The 15,060-nt window shown below is 63.6% G+C and carries 14 protein-coding genes; 6 read left to right on the top strand and 8 right to left on the bottom strand.

The window, feature by feature from the left end:
- Positions 1 to 20: 20 nt before the first annotated feature.
- The 3 genes from KAY22_RS01415 to KAY22_RS01405 form a co-directional block, all read right to left on the bottom strand.
- Entirely contained in the window at positions 21 to 1,223 is a 1,203-nt protein-coding gene (locus KAY22_RS01415; protein WP_296619201.1) for a DUF6161 domain-containing protein, read from the bottom strand.
- Positions 1,224 to 1,960: 737 nt separating this feature from the next.
- Positions 1,961 to 3,307 carry an aromatic ring-hydroxylating dioxygenase subunit alpha gene (locus KAY22_RS01410; RefSeq protein WP_296619200.1) on the bottom strand — a complete coding sequence of 449 codons (1,347 nt, stop codon included), beginning with the start codon at positions 3,305 to 3,307 and terminating at the stop codon, positions 1,961 to 1,963.
- Positions 3,304 to 4,659: an aromatic ring-hydroxylating dioxygenase subunit alpha gene (locus KAY22_RS01405; RefSeq protein ID WP_296619198.1), complete on the bottom strand. Its 1,356-nt coding sequence runs from the start codon at positions 4,657 to 4,659 to the stop codon at positions 3,304 to 3,306. The genes KAY22_RS01410 and KAY22_RS01405 overlap by 4 nt, the downstream gene beginning before the upstream one ends.
- Positions 4,660 to 4,765: 106 nt before the next feature.
- Here KAY22_RS01405 and KAY22_RS01400 point away from each other — a divergent pair, with 106 nt between their 5' ends.
- Positions 4,766 to 5,299, top strand: a complete 534-nt coding sequence (locus KAY22_RS01400; protein ID WP_296619196.1) for a VOC family protein — start codon at positions 4,766 to 4,768, stop codon at positions 5,297 to 5,299.
- Positions 5,300 to 5,357: 58 nt separating this feature from the next.
- Positions 5,358 to 5,918: a carboxymuconolactone decarboxylase family protein gene (locus KAY22_RS01395; protein WP_296619195.1), complete on the top strand. Its 561-nt coding sequence runs from the start codon at positions 5,358 to 5,360 to the stop codon at positions 5,916 to 5,918.
- Positions 5,919 to 5,985: 67 nt separating this feature from the next.
- Here KAY22_RS01395 and KAY22_RS01390 read toward each other — a convergent pair whose 3' ends face one another.
- Both KAY22_RS01390 and KAY22_RS01385 read right to left on the bottom strand, forming a co-directional pair.
- Positions 5,986 to 7,938, bottom strand: a complete 1,953-nt coding sequence (locus tag KAY22_RS01390) for a TonB-dependent receptor (RefSeq protein ID WP_296619192.1) — start codon at positions 7,936 to 7,938, stop codon at positions 5,986 to 5,988.
- Positions 7,935 to 8,468 (bottom strand): Plug domain-containing protein, encoded by a 534-nt coding sequence (locus tag KAY22_RS01385; protein ID WP_296619190.1) that lies wholly within the window; start codon positions 8,466 to 8,468, stop codon positions 7,935 to 7,937. Before KAY22_RS01385 ends, KAY22_RS01390 begins: the two co-directional genes overlap by 4 nt.
- Before the next feature lie 255 nt (positions 8,469 to 8,723).
- Here KAY22_RS01385 and KAY22_RS01380 point away from each other — a divergent pair, with 255 nt between their 5' ends.
- From KAY22_RS01380 to KAY22_RS01365, 4 genes are read left to right on the top strand one after another with little or no spacing between them, the layout of a single operon-like run.
- Positions 8,724 to 9,020 (top strand): antibiotic biosynthesis monooxygenase family protein, encoded by a 297-nt coding sequence (locus tag KAY22_RS01380; RefSeq protein WP_296619188.1) that lies wholly within the window; start codon positions 8,724 to 8,726, stop codon positions 9,018 to 9,020.
- Entirely contained in the window at positions 9,017 to 10,654 is a 1,638-nt protein-coding gene (locus KAY22_RS01375; protein WP_296619186.1) for an AMP-binding protein, read from the top strand. The genes KAY22_RS01380 and KAY22_RS01375 overlap by 4 nt, the downstream gene beginning before the upstream one ends.
- Positions 10,651 to 10,947, top strand: a complete 297-nt coding sequence (locus tag KAY22_RS01370; RefSeq protein WP_296619184.1) for an antibiotic biosynthesis monooxygenase family protein — start codon at positions 10,651 to 10,653, stop codon at positions 10,945 to 10,947. The genes KAY22_RS01375 and KAY22_RS01370 overlap by 4 nt, the downstream gene beginning before the upstream one ends.
- Entirely contained in the window at positions 10,947 to 11,528 is a 582-nt protein-coding gene (locus KAY22_RS01365; protein ID WP_296619181.1) for a nuclear transport factor 2 family protein, read from the top strand. Before KAY22_RS01370 ends, KAY22_RS01365 begins: the two co-directional genes overlap by 1 nt.
- Positions 11,529 to 11,636: 108 nt before the next feature.
- Here KAY22_RS01365 and KAY22_RS01360 read toward each other — a convergent pair whose 3' ends face one another.
- From KAY22_RS01360 to KAY22_RS01350, 3 genes are read right to left on the bottom strand one after another with little or no spacing between them, the layout of a single operon-like run.
- Entirely contained in the window at positions 11,637 to 13,052 is a 1,416-nt protein-coding gene (locus tag KAY22_RS01360) for a 2-oxo acid dehydrogenase subunit E2 (RefSeq protein ID WP_296619178.1), read from the bottom strand.
- An 11-nt stretch (positions 13,053 to 13,063) separates the two neighbouring features.
- Positions 13,064 to 14,071, bottom strand: a complete 1,008-nt coding sequence (locus KAY22_RS01355; protein ID WP_296619174.1) for an alpha-ketoacid dehydrogenase subunit beta — start codon at positions 14,069 to 14,071, stop codon at positions 13,064 to 13,066.
- Positions 14,072 to 14,085: 14 nt separating this feature from the next.
- Positions 14,086 to 15,060: a thiamine pyrophosphate-dependent dehydrogenase E1 component subunit alpha gene (locus KAY22_RS01350; protein ID WP_296619169.1), complete on the bottom strand. Its 975-nt coding sequence runs from the start codon at positions 15,058 to 15,060 to the stop codon at positions 14,086 to 14,088.

The following is a 15,060-nucleotide window of genomic DNA, read 5'->3' as shown; positions in this document are numbered from 1 at the left end:
TTGAGGTAGGTGAGAGTTTCCTAAGATTTTGTGCCACCTAATCTCGCGATAAGCGCGGCTGGCGAAAGAACTTCAGCTGAACCATCGTCCTTCACCAGCCCGTCTGATCCGCTTCGGAACAAAGCTGACAAAATGATTTGCCTGTCGAGATCATTTGCAGCGGATTCTCTAGTCAAAGCCAAATAGGTTGTCGTCATAGTCGCACGCTCTTCAGCATCGTAGCGCAAATGATTTTCACTTATATATATTTTCGTCAGCAACCTTCCTACCCAAAATATAATTGCGCTTACAGACACCAAACCCGCCGACATTATGAAATATGCGCTACTCGGTATCTTTGAACCTCCTTTCTCGCTTAAGACAAGAAAAATCGATAATATGCTATACATTAATATTATTAGAAAAGCTGACGTTGGGAAAAATAAAGTTAGCCACTTCTTCATTACGTCTTTGTTTTCTTGGTGGCTTTTTGCTTTATTTCTCCAATATTCTACCGGTGCCTGAAGGCGCATCTGCTCTATAAAAGCTCTTTCTGTTTCCCGGATATTTTCTATAGCTTCCAAAGATTGGTTCGATATGTATTCTCGTTGCTGGCGAAGATTCGACCGCCCTCGCACAATTAGCTTAGCCGTCAGGCTCCTTATGCGGGCGCTTTCGTCAGACCAGGAAGCAATGGCCGCTTTCCGATCAGATTCCGCTTGATTTTCAATTGTGGAGATAGCCCTCCGAAAATTCTGCCTTTCCAGCTTCAGCCGCTCTCCAACTTCTTGAGCACGATCGAAGCTATCGCTTGCCAACATCAGAACGCCTCGAAATCCTTCAATATCTCTCACATCAGAAAGCGTGATCTGCTTTACATATATTCCGTACGCTGCACGGGCGCCTGCCACACCAAGCGATCTGGATATTTGACGAAGCCTATCGGCAATTAGACTCTCTGAATCTATCAACGGGCCAATGGGGCGGTATCGCGAAAATACTAGGTGGCCAACGTGTTCAACACTCTCTCCACGTGCTTTCGACTGCCTGATATCGGTCTCCAATTGAGAGAATGTCTGAGCCAGCAGATTACCTATACGGTCGGTTTCGCCTCGACCGCTCATGATCCACTTCCAGGCGCTTCGTTCGGATGCAATCCAGCCGAGCAAATCATCTAAAGTTTTGAAGTTTAAGGATGGAGCGTCTTCGCCAGATTTGAAGCGAAGTCCCTGCAGCTCAGCCAACGGCACCTCCCACACATATCAGCGTAAGAGTAGCTTATTCGGACTGAGTTCCACACAACAGCCCGTTTTATTCGACTGTTCCATATTGGATATGAATTACGCACGTCACGAGCGACGCTGCGTCATCGACGAGATACAATCACTCAAAAGTCACACACCTCGAAAAGGGACAAGCCTCGCCCCCCCCCCCCGCTACCGCCCCATCCAGCGATCCAGCTCGACATGGAAGTGCCGCAGCCGGGCTTCCTGCTCGCCCCAGAGCGGTCCTCGGGATTACGGTGACACTCCACTCAATTATCAACCGCCAGCCGAGGGCGCGCAATTAATTGCAGTGTTAGCGAATTGACAGTGTCACCGAATTGACCAATTCGAGCACGAGTCAAAACGGAAGGCGCGGGGGCAAGAATACATGATGCCAGCGCTTGCGCGCACCCCATGTTAAACGGCCGAACCGGCTTCAGCCCCCGCTATCGCGCGGGCCACTTTGCCTACCGGCGAACCGAGCTGCCGTCCCGAACGCTGAGGGCGGCATAGCATAGAACTTCTGCGTCGTCGACGCCGACGGGTTGCGTGTGCATCCTTAAAGTAGGCCGATCTAGTTCGTGGCGGCTCGTCCAAAATCGTTGGATTGCTCCGGATTACGGCGCACTCCAACCAACTATCTTCGACTTCCGATTTAGCGCGGATTCAGCCAGCCGCACGATGATCCCTACGCGGTCCGCTACCCCCCCATCCCCCTACCGCCCCATCCAGCGATCCAGCTCGACATGGAAGTGCCGCAGCCGCGCTTCCTGCTCGCCCCAGAGCGGTCCCCGGAAGCCACGCGAGCGAGCGCCCTTCTGGACGATCGGGAGGAGGTCGGAGTCCTGGTCGAGCACCTCGCCCATGCCGGGCGGTTCGCCGAGGGCGGTGTGGACCACGTCGGGGCGGGTGGCGCCGGTCAGATCGACGTCGGAGCCGAGCCCCATCCACAAGGGCGCGCCATAGCCGGGCACGTCGACATGCCGGTACAGGATCACCGTTTCATAGGTGAAGCGCTCGTGGTCGTCGGCGTCCGGCTTGAAGCGGTGGAGGAAGACGGCTTCCGGGTGGCAGCCGATCTGGGCGTTGGGGAAGATGCCGAAGATGGTGCTGTCGGTCAGCTGTGCGTCGCTGAAGCGGTCATAGTCGAGCCCCAGCCGCGTGGCGCGCTCGCGCTTGGCGGCGGCGATGGCGGAGCGACTGTCGCGCGCCGAACCCTCGAAGCTGTCGGGCTCGATCCCCGCGTCGCTGAGCATCGCGGCGATGCCGGGGTTGATCCCCTCCTGGTCCGGGAAATGCGAATTGGGCTGGCCGAAGGGCACGAACTGCCGGCTCATCCCGCCCGGAAAGAGATCGATATGGGTGCGATCGTCGAGGATGCCCATCGTCTGCGGGTGGATCGCGTGGAGATGGTAGCTTTCGTAGAAGGCGTCGATCCCGCCCTTCCAGTTCGCTGCCCAGTCCGAGCGGCGGTGCTGGACGACATGCATCTCGTCGATCCGGTAGGTCTCCAGCATCGGCAGGATCGGGCCGAGATAATCGGCGAGCGGCGGCGGCGCCTCGGCCATCGAGACGAACACCAGCCCCGCCGCCTCGGCGACGTGCAGCGAGGACAGGTCGGTGCCGTGGCACAGCACTTCCGGCCGGAACGTTTCCGGGTCGGTGACAGCCAGATTGCGGCCGTCGAGCCCGAACTTCCAGCTGTGGAAGGGGCAGGTGAAATCGTCCTGGCAGCCGACATCGCCCTGGACGAGCTGGCTGCCGCGATGGGGGCAGACATTGTAATGCGCGGCCAGCCCACCGTCGGGCTTCCGCACGACGATGAAGCTTTCCGGGCCGATGTCGTACTTCATCCAGTCGCCGGCTTCGCGGACGTCGCTGGACGGGCCGGCGAGCAGCCAGGCCTGGGTGAAGACCTTCTCCCACTCCTCGGCAGCGAAGGCGCGCGAGACATAGCGTTCGGGGTCGGGCCGGAGCGCGCCATTGTCGACATGCGGGGCGGGGCGGTCGAACGCATGGGTCGATCCGCGATGGACCGCCCACGCCCTGCTGTCATAGTTCATGCCGGGTCGCCCGCGCTCATGCGGCGGTCGAGTTCGGCATGGAAGTGCCGCAGCCGCCCTTCCTGCTCGCTCCACAGCGGCCCGCGGAAACCGCGCGAGCGCGCGCCCTTCTGCACGATCGGCAACAGGTCCGAATCCTGGTCGAGCACCTCGCCCAGCCCCGGCGGTTCGCCGAGGCCGGTGTGGACGATGTCGGGCCGGGTGGCACCGGTGGTGTCGATCTCCTCACTCAGTCCCATCCAGGCCGGGGGCGCGTAGCCCGGCGCGTCGACGTGGCGGTAGAGGATCATCGTGTCATAGGTGAACTGGTTGGGATCGGTCGCATGCGGCAGGAAGCGGTGGACGAACACCGCCTCCGGATGGCAGCCGATCTGCGCATTGGGGAACAGGCTGTAGACGGTGGAGTCGCTCAGCTGGGAATCGCTGAAGCGGTCATAATCGAGCCCGAAATCGGCGGCGCGCTTGCGCTTGGCGGCCTGGACGGCGGCGCGCGTTTCCTTCGCGGTGCCCTTGTAATCGGCCGGATCGATGCCCGCGTCGCGCAGCATCAGCGCGATGCCCGGATTCACGCTCTCCTGATCGGCGAAGCGCGGGCTCGGCTGCGCGAAGGGGACGAACTGCCGGCTGAGGCCGCCCGGATAGAGGTCGATCTGGGTGCGATCGTCCATCAGGCACTGGGTCTGCGGATGAACCGCATGGAGATGGTAGATCTCGGCAAAGGCGTCGACGCCGCCCTTCCAGTTGGCGCCCCAGTCGGACCGGCGGTGCTGGATCACATGCATCTTGTCGATCTCGTAGAGGTCGAGCTGCGGCAGGATCGGCGCGAGCCATTCCTTCAGCGGCTGGATGTCGGGATCCATCGAGATGAAGACGAGGCCGATCGCCACCTCGCAGCGCACCGACGACAGATTATGGTCGTGGCACAGCACCTCGGGGCGGAAGGTCTCGGGATCGGTCACTGCGATGTTGGTGCCGTCGAGGTCGAACTGCCAGCTGTGGAACGGGCAGGTGAAGCGCGACAGGCTGCCGAGGTCGTCGAGCACCAGCTGGCTGCCGCGATGCGGACAGACATTGTAATGCGCGTGAACCTGATCATTCTCGCCGCGCACGATGATGAAGCTCTCGCGACCGATGTCGAAGCGGGCGAAGTCGCCCTCCTCGGGAATGTCGGACAGCGGGCAGGCGATCAGCCAGCTCTTGGCGAAGACCTTTTCCCACTCCTCTTCGGCAAATGCCGCATCATGATAGCGCGCGGGCGACGGACGCGCCGTGCCGTTGTCGATGTAGCGATGTTCATAAAACGGGTGCGGTGCGCCCACATGGATGTTCCACAAGCGGAAGTCGTAGTTCATCGCCCTCTCTCCTTGGCGCCCGGGTCAAACCGGATTCGACAGCCATAAAAAAACATGCATGATTGTTTTGCAAGGGCAAAGCGACTGACCCTTAGGGAGAGATGCGATGAGTCGACTGTTCGGGCCGGTCTTTCAGATCGCCTATGTGGTGGAGGATGTGGAAGCGGCGATCGCGCACTGGACCGGAACGCTGGGCGTCGGCCCCTTCGTCCGCTTTCCGGTGCCACTCGCGGCCGAATGGCTGGAGGTGCGCGGCAAGCGCGTTCCGGCCGACGAGGACATCTTCGCGGCGGTCGCCATCGCCTATAGCGGCGACAGCATGATCGAGCTGATCCAGCCGGGCAGCGCCCCCTCCCCCTATCGCGAATTCCTCGCGGCGGGCCGGGCCGGCGTGCACCATCTCGGCACTTTCGCCGACGATTATGACGCGCAGGTCGCCGCCGCCCGCGCAGCGGGGATCACCGTCGCGATGGAGGGCGTGCTGCCGATCTCGCGCTTCGCCTATCTCGACACCGACGCGCTGTGGCCGGGCACGATGGTCGAGATCATCGAAGCCAAGCCCGAGATGCATGACTATTTCGGGGCGATCCGCGCCGCCGCGCGCGACTGGGACGGAAAGACGCCCACGGTCGAACTCTGAAGGCCCGTGCCACGCTGACCATCATCGGAAGCTACAACCACGAGAAGGAGAGAGACAGATGCCGAACATCCATATTCCCGATCATGCGATGGCCGATCCGCTCGGCTACGCCCTGACGCGCCACTCGCCGGTGATCGGCCGCGCAGCAGGCGAATTCGTGAAATCGGTCTATCAGTCGGTGCGCCTGCCGCTGCGGCTGGCCGAAGCCGCTCGCTATCGGATCGCCCAGATCAATGGCTGCCTCGTCTGCAAGGGCTTCCGCGCAGCCGATCACCTGGATGGCTATCTCGATGCGGTGGGCGGAGATCGCACGACCTCGCTCGTCGCGCGCGGCGGCGAGCGGCCGGACGAAGCGTTCTACGCGGCGATCGACGAGTGGCAGACGAGCCCGCTGCTGAACGACCGCGAGCGGCTGGCAGTCGACCTGGCCGAGCGCATGGCCTTTTCGCCGAACGAGCTTGGCTATGACGAAGAGTTCTGGGCGAAGATGCGCGCGGCATTCGATGATGCCGAGATCGCCGATCTGACGCTGGCGATCGGCAGGTGGATGGCAATGGGCCGCTTCACCCATGCCCTCGGCCTCGACACGGTGTGCCTGCCGACGTCCGCCGCCGCCTGATCACCACAAACAAAAAAAAGCGCCCGCGCGATGGACCAACCATCGCGCGGGCGCCCTTTTTCAAGGATCAGTTGCCGAGCTTGAAGCCCAGCTCCAGGCCATAATAGCGCGGTGCGCCGTACTGGCCGTTCGACCACAGGCCACCCACCACCTGAGCGGCAGTGATGTAGCGCTTGTCGGACAGGTTGCGACCGATCAGACGCAGATAATATTTGTTGTCGGCTTCGGCCAAGGTCACCGAGGCGTTCAGCAGGGTCCGGGCGTTGAGGAAGGTGTTTTCCGCCGGGCTGGTGATCGACTGGGTGAACAGGTTGCGGCTGACATAATTGGCACTGCCGTTGAACTGCAGCTTATAGTCGCCGACCGGCACCTCATAGGTTGCGTCGAGCGTCCACTGCCACTTGGGCAGGCGGTCGAGCGGCGCGGTGGCGAGGTCGTAGCCGGCGGGGATCGGCGTGGTGTAATTGTCGTACTTGCCGTCCTGATAGCCGAGCAGGCCGCGCAGCGTCAGGCCCCTGGTCGGGATCAGCGTGGTTTCCAGTTCGAGGCCCTTCACAGTCGCCTTGGCGGCGTTGAAGAAGCGGGTGACCTGGAATTGCTGCCCGCCAACGGCGAGCGGCACCACGATCTGCTTCTGCAGGTCGTTATATTCGACGTAGAAGCCGGTCAGGTTGAAGCGCAGCTTGCGATCGAACAGCTCGGTCTTGACGCCCGCTTCGTAACTGTCGGCCTTCTCGGGCTTGGTCGCCGAGGCGGCGGCTGCGAAAGCGGCGTTGTTGTCGCTGCCATCGGCGTTCACGAACGGATGGAAGCTGCCGATCTGGTCGTTGAATCCGCCCGCCTTGAAGCCGCGCGAGTAAGTCGCATAGGCGAAGATGTCGCGGGTAGCCTGCCAGCCGAGGCTGATGCGCCAGGTCGGCTCCTTGACGCTGTCGCGGACCTGGATGACGCCGGCCGGATAGTCGAAGACATTGGCATCGAGCGCGCCGTTGAGCGCGATCGACGGATCGAAGCCGCCGGTGAGCTGCTGCGCGAACACCTGCTGGCGACCGAACCAGGTCTTCTTTTCCCAGGTATAGCGTGCGCCACCGGTCAGGGTCAGCGTCGGCGTGATCTTGAACGTGCCCTCGAAGAAGGCTGCCTTCGACCGCGAACGCTGCGCGTTGCAGAGGATGTACGGATTGTCGTTCCAGTTGCCGAAGGGCAGACCGCCGCTTCCGAGATCGAGGAAGCCGAGCAGCTGGGCGACGCAGAAGGTGGTGTTGTCCTTCTGGTAGAAGCCGCCCGCGACGAAGTTGAACGGACCATCGAAGGACGAGGCGAAGCGCAGCTCCTGCTGATAGGTATTGCGATTGTCGTCGCGCTGCGCGTCGAACAGCGACAGGATCGTGCCGTCGGCGGCGACCGGCGCGGTGCCCATATAGGTGTTGGGCAGGCGCGACCGCTGCGAACGATAACCGCTGACCGAGGTCAGGGTACCGATGTCGGTCTTGTAGTCCATGTTAAGGTAGACGCCGTCAACGTTGACGATCTGCCCGTTCCGCATCTTGACCAGACCGCCCTGACGGTTGCTGATCGCGGCGTTGTCGAGCGGATCGCTGTTGCGGTTCGGGGTCGAACCGAGGCCCAGCGAGTGGAACAGGAAGGCGTTGGATGCCGGGGTGAAGTTGACCGCCGGCACGCTGTCCGAACGATCGCGCAGCATTTCGTACTGCAGCAGTGCGCTGAACGAATCGCCCGGCTCCCACAGCAGCTTGGCGCGGCCGTTCCACACTTCCTGGCCGCCGAGCGCGCGACCATCGCCGCAGCCGCTGCGGCCAGCGAACTTCGTCGCGATCTCGCCGGTGGCGAAGGGCGTGATCGGGCCATAGCAGCCACCCGCCTTATAATAGCCGTCGGACTTGGTGTAGCCGATGACGCCGCGGAAGGCGAGCGTCTCGCCAAAGCCGACGTTGACGGCGGCCTGCGGAATGACCGTGCCGAAGGAGCCGGCCTGGAGGCGGCCTTCGACGCTGGTCACGCCCAGTTCGGGTTCTTGGTCTTGACGACAACGGCGCCGCCGGTCGTGTTCTTGCCGAACAGCGTTCCCTGCGGACCGCGCAGCACTTCGACCTGCGCCACGTCGAACGTGTCGAGCAGCTGGGTCTGGACCGAGGGCACGACGAAGTCGTCGACCAGCACGGCCACCGGCGGCTCGAAATAGACGATGATGTTGTTCTGGCCGACGCCGCGGATCGAGAAGGACGCCGCGTTGAAGCCCGTGATGGTCGCCGCCGAGAAGTTCGGGACGAAGGCCGCGAGATCGCCGATATTGCGCGGGCTCGACTGCCGGATCAGCGATTCGTCGACCGCCGAAATGGCGATCGCGGTCGACTGAAGATTGGTGCTGCGGCGCGTGGCCGTGACGACGATTTCCTGAAGACCGCCCTGATCGACGACGTCAGCCGTCTGCGGCGCTTCCGCCGCCGACTGTGCGAGTGCGGGCCCCGCGATGAGCGCAGCCATCAGAGCCGCGCATGCAGAACCACCATACCAACGATGCTTGATCACCCCAAACCTCCTCTCCTGAACCCGACTCTTGCTGGCCGGGAGCGTTCAGAACGGGGCTGAGATTAGCGCGACGAAACAAAAAAGCAATCAGTCATGTATGTTTTATTTTTGCCGCAGGATGCGGGGATATCGGGGTTTGCCGCGACGCAACAAAAATGCATGCCGCTGAAAATGCCCCCTTGAAAAAGCATGCATGATTGTTTTCTATGCGTGTCACACGGCGCTAGCGCGCCTCATGGCGGGAGAGGGTCGCCGATGGCTTACAGCTTCTTGTCGCGTTTCCGGATCAAACCGGATCGCGAAGATCAATTCGTTTCGCTTGCCAAGCAAATGGAATCGCTCGTCGACCGGGAGCCCGGTACGCTTGCATTCAAATTCTTCCGGCTCGGCGAGCCCGGCATGTTCGCGGTGTACGAGTCCTTCATCGACGAAGCCGCCGACAAGGCGCACATGGAGACGGGCCATGGCAAGCCGCTGATCGAACAGATGATCGGCTGCATGGACGGCAGCTACGAGCGCGAAATGCTCTATGATCTGGACCCTGCCCGATGAGCGACGCCGTCTACAGCTATGGCAGGATGCTTCGGGCGAGCGCAGCGGCGCACGGTGCTTCGGACGCATTGGTCTTTCCGGGCCGAAGGCTGACCCATGCCGATCTTTACGCCTCGGCCCGCCGCTGGGCCAAGGCGCTGCTGGCAATGGGCGTCGAGCCCGGCCAGAACGTCGGCATCCTGCTGACCACTCGTCCCGAGTTCGTCGAGGTCATGTTCGGCGCGACGATGATCGGCGCCGTGGCAGTTCCGGTCAATGCGCGCTACCAGGCGCATGAGCTCGCTTTCCTGGTTCGCGACGCGGACCTCGTCGCGCTCGTCACCACCGGCGCGGTCACGGATCAACTCAACTTCTCGGAACGGCTAAAGACGGCCTTCCCGGCACTATGCGACGCCGATCCGAGGGCATTGGCCCTGGACGACGCGCCGCTCCTGCGTTCGATCATATGCCTCGATCCCCCGTGCCAGTCCTTCATGATATCCGCCGACGAAGCGCTTGCTGCAGGCGAAGCGATCGACGATGCGGCAGTCGACTCGCGCATCGATGCGGTCGACCCGGAACAGATCGCGCTGGTCCTCTACACTTCGGGCACCACCGCCAATCCCAAGGGCGCACTGATCAGCCACCGCGCGATCGTCGGCAACAGCCGTAATCTCGGCAAGCGCTATCGCATCACGTCCGAAGACAAGGTCTGGTCGCCCCTGCCGATCTTCCACATCGCCGGCATATTGCCGCTGACTATGGTGATCGACGCGGGTGGTGCCTATCTGACCGTGCCGCATTTCGACGCGGAAACTGCATTGGCGATGCTTGGGCGCGAGGGAGCGACGGTGGCCTATCCCAGCTTCGTCACGATCATGCAGGACCTGATCACCCATCCTACCTTCGCGACGACCGACCTGTCGAAGCTCCGCCTGATGAACTCGAACTTCGCCGTCCAGCCCGCCTGGATCAAGGAGGCGATGACCAAGGCGATGCCGCACACCATCCAGGTCGGCACCTATGGCCTGACCGAGGGCGCGGGCACGATCTGCACGAGCCGCATCGACGATCCGTTCGAACTGCGGACCGGGCGCCTGGGCGTCCCGCTCGACGAATGGGAAGTCCGGATCGTCGATCCCGAGACGGGCGAGGATTGTGCGCTCGGCGAGCGCGGCGAGATCGTCGCGCGCGGTCCGAACATGCTCAAGGGCTATTACAAGGCACCTGAGAAAACCGCCGAGGTCATCCGCGACGGCTGGTTCTTCACCGGCGACATCGGTTCGTTCGACGAGAGCGGCCACATCATGTTCCACGGCCGCACCAAGGACATGCTCAAGGTCGGCGGCGAGAATGTCGCCGCGGCCGAGATCGAGGCGATGCTCCAGTCGCATCCGGCGGTGAGGCTGGCGCAGGTCGTCGGCCTGCCCGACGCGCGCTATGTCGAGGTCCCCGCCGCCTTCATCGAACTGGTCGATGGCGGCCAGACGTCCGAGGCCGAGCTGATCGCCCATTGCCGCGGCAAGCTGGCCGGGTTCAAGATCCCCCGCCACATTCGCTTCATCGACGAATGGCCGATGTCGACGTCGAAGATCCAGAAGTTCAAGCTGCGCACGCAGCTGATCGAGGAATTGGGATTGGGAGAGGCCGCATGAGCGGAAAGAGCTTCATCGCCGAGCTGCGCGCCAAGCCTGGCCGCGGTCCCGATCTGATCGCGCTCCAGTGCGAGCTCAAGAGCCTGGTGTTCGAGAAGGAGCCCGACGCGCTGGTCTATGAGCTGTTCCAGTCGGAGGAGGACCCCGACCTGTTCCAGGTCGTGGCCACCTTCCGCGACGATGCAGCCTTCGACCACCACATGCAGATCGACTTCCACGACCGGCTGGTGCCGCCGATCCTCGACTGCGTCGAAGGCGAGATGAAGATCGCCTTTTATCGGTCGCTGAGCTGATGCCGAGCGCGGCCGATCTTGACGACCTGATCGCGCGCCGCGACATCTATGCGGTCCTAACCCGCTATTCGCGCGCGCTCGACCGCTGCGACGTCGAGGCGATGAAGACGGTCTACTGGCCCGACGGGATCGACAATCACGGCGTGTTCAACGGCAATGCCGCCGAGTTCGCCGAGTTCATCGTCCGCGAGATCCAGAACTGGTTCGAGGTCACGATGCACGGGCTGATGAACGTGCACATGGAGATCGACGGCGACAGCGCCTTCACCGAAACCTACCTCTTCGCCTATCACAAGGTCCGCGCCGACAAGGCCGACGAGATTTTCGGATCGCGCTACATGGCGATGTTCGAAGGCCATGGCCTCGATGCCGATCACCATCATTTCTATTTCGGTGGCCGCTATCTCGACCGCTTCGAGCGGCGCGACGGCGAATGGCGGATCTTCCACCGCCAGGTCGTGATGGACTGGAACGACAACAAGCCATCGGGCGAGATCCTGACCCAGGGCATGTTCGCCACGCTCGAACCGCGTGGACAGCGTGGAGCCGATGACCTGGTATTCGGCAAGGGCGGCCTGTGACGACCGCCCGCCACGAAAGTCCCAAGAGCTAGCCGCCGTCCCGCGCGGCTTGGAAGCCGGGGCGGCCGGGCCTGATAAGGGGTGGTCCGGACGTCCCGGCTCTCCTGTTCAGAGGAGAGCGGGGTTCTCGATCAGTTGCGCGAGCGCGGCCATGAAACGGCCGCCATCGGCCCCGTCGATCGCCCGATGGTCGCAGGACAGCGACAGGTGCAGCACCGGCACGATGCGGATCGCCCCGTCATCGTCGATCGGCTCGGGCCGGGCCGTACCGACCGCGAGGATCGCCCCCTGCGGCGGGTTGATGATGGCATCGAACTGCTCGACCCCAAAGCCGCCGAGATTGGACAGCGAGAAGCTACCCCCGCTGAACTCCTCGGCCTTGAGCTTGCCGCTGCGCGCGCGCTGGGCAAGGCCGGCCATGCGCTCCGAAATCTGCGCGACCGACAGTTCGTCGGCACTCTGGACGATAGGCGTGACGAGCCCGCGCTCGGTCGCGACGGCCACCGCGATATCGGCCGAACCGAAGCGATGGATGTCCTGGCCGTGGACCTGGATGTTGACCTGCGGCACTTCCATGAGAGCGAGCGCACAGGCACGGATCAGATAGTCGTTGACGCTGGGCCGCTGCCCCTGGACCGCCGCCCGCAGAGCAAGCAGGCGATCGGCGCGGACACGGCGACGGACATAGAAATGCGGGATCTGCTGCTTCGCCTCGGTCAGGCGCCGAGCGATCGTCCGCCGCATCGAGGACATCGGCATGATGTCGACCGAGCCGGGGACTGCTGACGATGCAGCGACGGCAGGCGCGGCAGGCGCGGCCTGTGCAACGGGAGCAGGAGCCGGAATAGCAGCCAGCACATCCGCCTTGCGCACCCGGCCACGCGGACCGGAGCCGGCAACCTTGGCGAGATCGACCGCATGGATCGCCGCGACCCGGCGAGCCATCGGAGTGGCGAAGACCGGCGAAGGCGGCGTCGGCGGAAGGACCCCGACCAGCGCGGGCGGAGCGGCGGGGCGGAGTGCCTCGTCGACATCCTGCGCGGTGATCCGGCCGCCACGGCCGGAACCCGATAGCGTTGCAACGTCGAGACCTGCCGCCAGCGCCTTGTCACGCGCAACGGGGCTGATAGCCACGCCATCGGGGATGGCGACCTGAACCGCTGCCGCTGCGGCAACCGGAGCGGCAGGCGCAGGCGCCTCGTCGCCATCGGGTGCGAAGCCGGCATCGACCGCCTTGAAGGACGCGACGACCGCATCGATCTCGGCAGCCGTCGCCTCGCCCCCATCCGAAAGCACCGCGAGCAGGGCGCCGACCGGATAGGTCTGGCCCGGCTCGGCGATCAGGCGGACGAAGCGCCCATCGGCCTCGGCCTCGACCTCATTGGTGATCTTGTCGGTCTCGATGAGGGTCAGCACCGTGCCCTTGGCGAAGGGCTGGTTCTCGGCGACCTGCCATTCGGCAAGCGTGCCTTCGCTCATCTCGATGCCCCATTTGGGCATGGTGAAGGGCTTGAGCTTGGCCATGGCGTCGCTCCTCAGCGCGCGAGGACGCGGCGGACCGCAGCCTCGATCTTCTGGGGAGACGGCACCCAGGCGCGCTCGAGCTCGCGCGCAAAGGGGATCGGGCTGTGCGGACCGGTTACCAGCTCGGGCGGCGCCTTCAGGCTGGTGAAGCTTTTGGTCGCGACCAGCGCGCAGATATCGGCGGCCAGGCTGCAGCGCGGCGGGCTCTCGTCGACGACGACCAGACGGCCGGTCGCCTCGACCGAATCCAGGATCGCCTCCTCGTCGAGCGGGCTGGTCGTGCGCAGGTCGATCAGGTCACAGCCGATACCGTCGGCGGCAAGCTTGTCGCAGGCCTTTTCCGAGAAGGGCACCATGCGACCGCAGGCGACGATCGTCGCATCGCCGCCCTCGCGGACGATGCGCGCCTCGCCGAAGCGCTGGCGATGGTCGCCCTCGGGCACCTCTCCCTTCACGCCGTACATCGCCTTATGTTCGAAGAACATGACCGGGTCGTCGCCGCGCAGCGCCTCGGTCAGCAGGCCCTTGGCATCGGCCGGCGTCGTAGGCAGCACGACCTTGAGACCCGGCATCGCCGTCAGCATCGCATAGACCGACTGGCTGTGCTGGGCAGCGGTGTTCATGCCGGCGCCGTAGATCAGGCGGATGACCGCCGGGCATTTGGTCTTGCCGCCGAACATGTAGCGGAATTTGGCGATCTGGTTCCAGATCTGGTCGAGGCTGACGCCCACGAAATCGGCGAACATCAGCTCGGCCACCGGGCGCTTGCCCGCAAGCGCGGCACCGGCCGCCGCGCCGACGATGGCGCTTTCCGAAATCGGCGTGTCGATCACGCGGTCAGGCCCGAATTTGGCATAGAGCCCGCCCGACGTGCCCCAGATACCGCCGATCGCCTCGGGCCCGCCTGCGGTCCCGTTGCCGCCGACGACGTCTTCGCCCAGCAGCATGATGTTCGGGTCGCGCTCCATCTCCGCATGCAGGGTCTGCACGATGGCATCGCGGATGGTCATGATCGCCATGTCAGCGGCCCTTCTCAGAAATAATCGACATAGACGTCTTCGGCGACGGTCGCCGGATCGGGCGCAGGCGCCGCGCGTGCCGCGGTCACCGAAGCGTCGATCAGCGCCGCCACCTCTGCGTCGATCGCGTCGAGCTCGGCCGCATCGAGCAGCTTCGCTTCGCCGACGCGGGCGCGGAAGGCCTTGAGGCAGTCGCGCTCCTCGCGCAGCCGGTCGACCTCGCCCTTGCCGCGATAGCGCTGGGGATCGCCCTCGAAATGGCCGTAGAAGCGCTCGGTATCGAGCTCGATCGCCGCCGGTCCGTTGCCGGCACGAACATAGTCGAGCAGCTCGCGCATCGTCTCATAGGTGTCGAAATAGTCGCAGCCATTGGCGCGCCACGCACGCATGCCAAAGGCTTCGGCCCGGCTGGCGATGTCCTTGGCGGTGCCGACCGCATAGGCGTCGCCGGTGTGCTCGGAATAATGGTTGTTCTCGAACACGAAGATCGCCGGGGCCTTGGTCACCACCGCCATGTTCATCGCTTCGAAGGTCGTGCCCTGGTTGCAGGCACCGTCGCCCGAAAAGGCGATCGCCACGCGCCCCTTGCCGTCGAGCTTGGCGGCGAGCGCCGCGCCCACCGCCTGCGGTGCGCCACCGCCGACGATCCCGTTCGCACCGAGCATGCCGACCGAGAGGTCGGCGATGTGCATCGATCCGCCGCGGCCCTTGCAAAGGCCGCCGGCCTTGCCGAAGATTTCCTGCATCATGCCTGGCACATCGCAGCCCTTGGCGATGCAATGGCCATGGCCGCGATGGGTGGAGACGATCATGTCGTCGACGCTCAGATGGTCGCAGACGCCGACCGCGACCGCTTCCTGCCCCGCATAGAGATGGGTGAAGCCGGCGATCTCGCCGGTCATGATCTCGTCATGCAGCCTTTCCTCGAACTGGCGGATCGTCGCCATGCGCCGATAGGCGCCGAGAAGCTCGTCGCGGCTCAGTTGCAT

It is taken from the genome of Rhizorhabdus sp., from assembly GCF_018006725.1.
Lineage (GTDB): Bacteria > Pseudomonadota > Alphaproteobacteria > Sphingomonadales > Sphingomonadaceae > Rhizorhabdus.
Note: the sequence above shows the minus strand (reverse complement) of the source record. Positions and strands in the feature narration are given on the sequence as shown.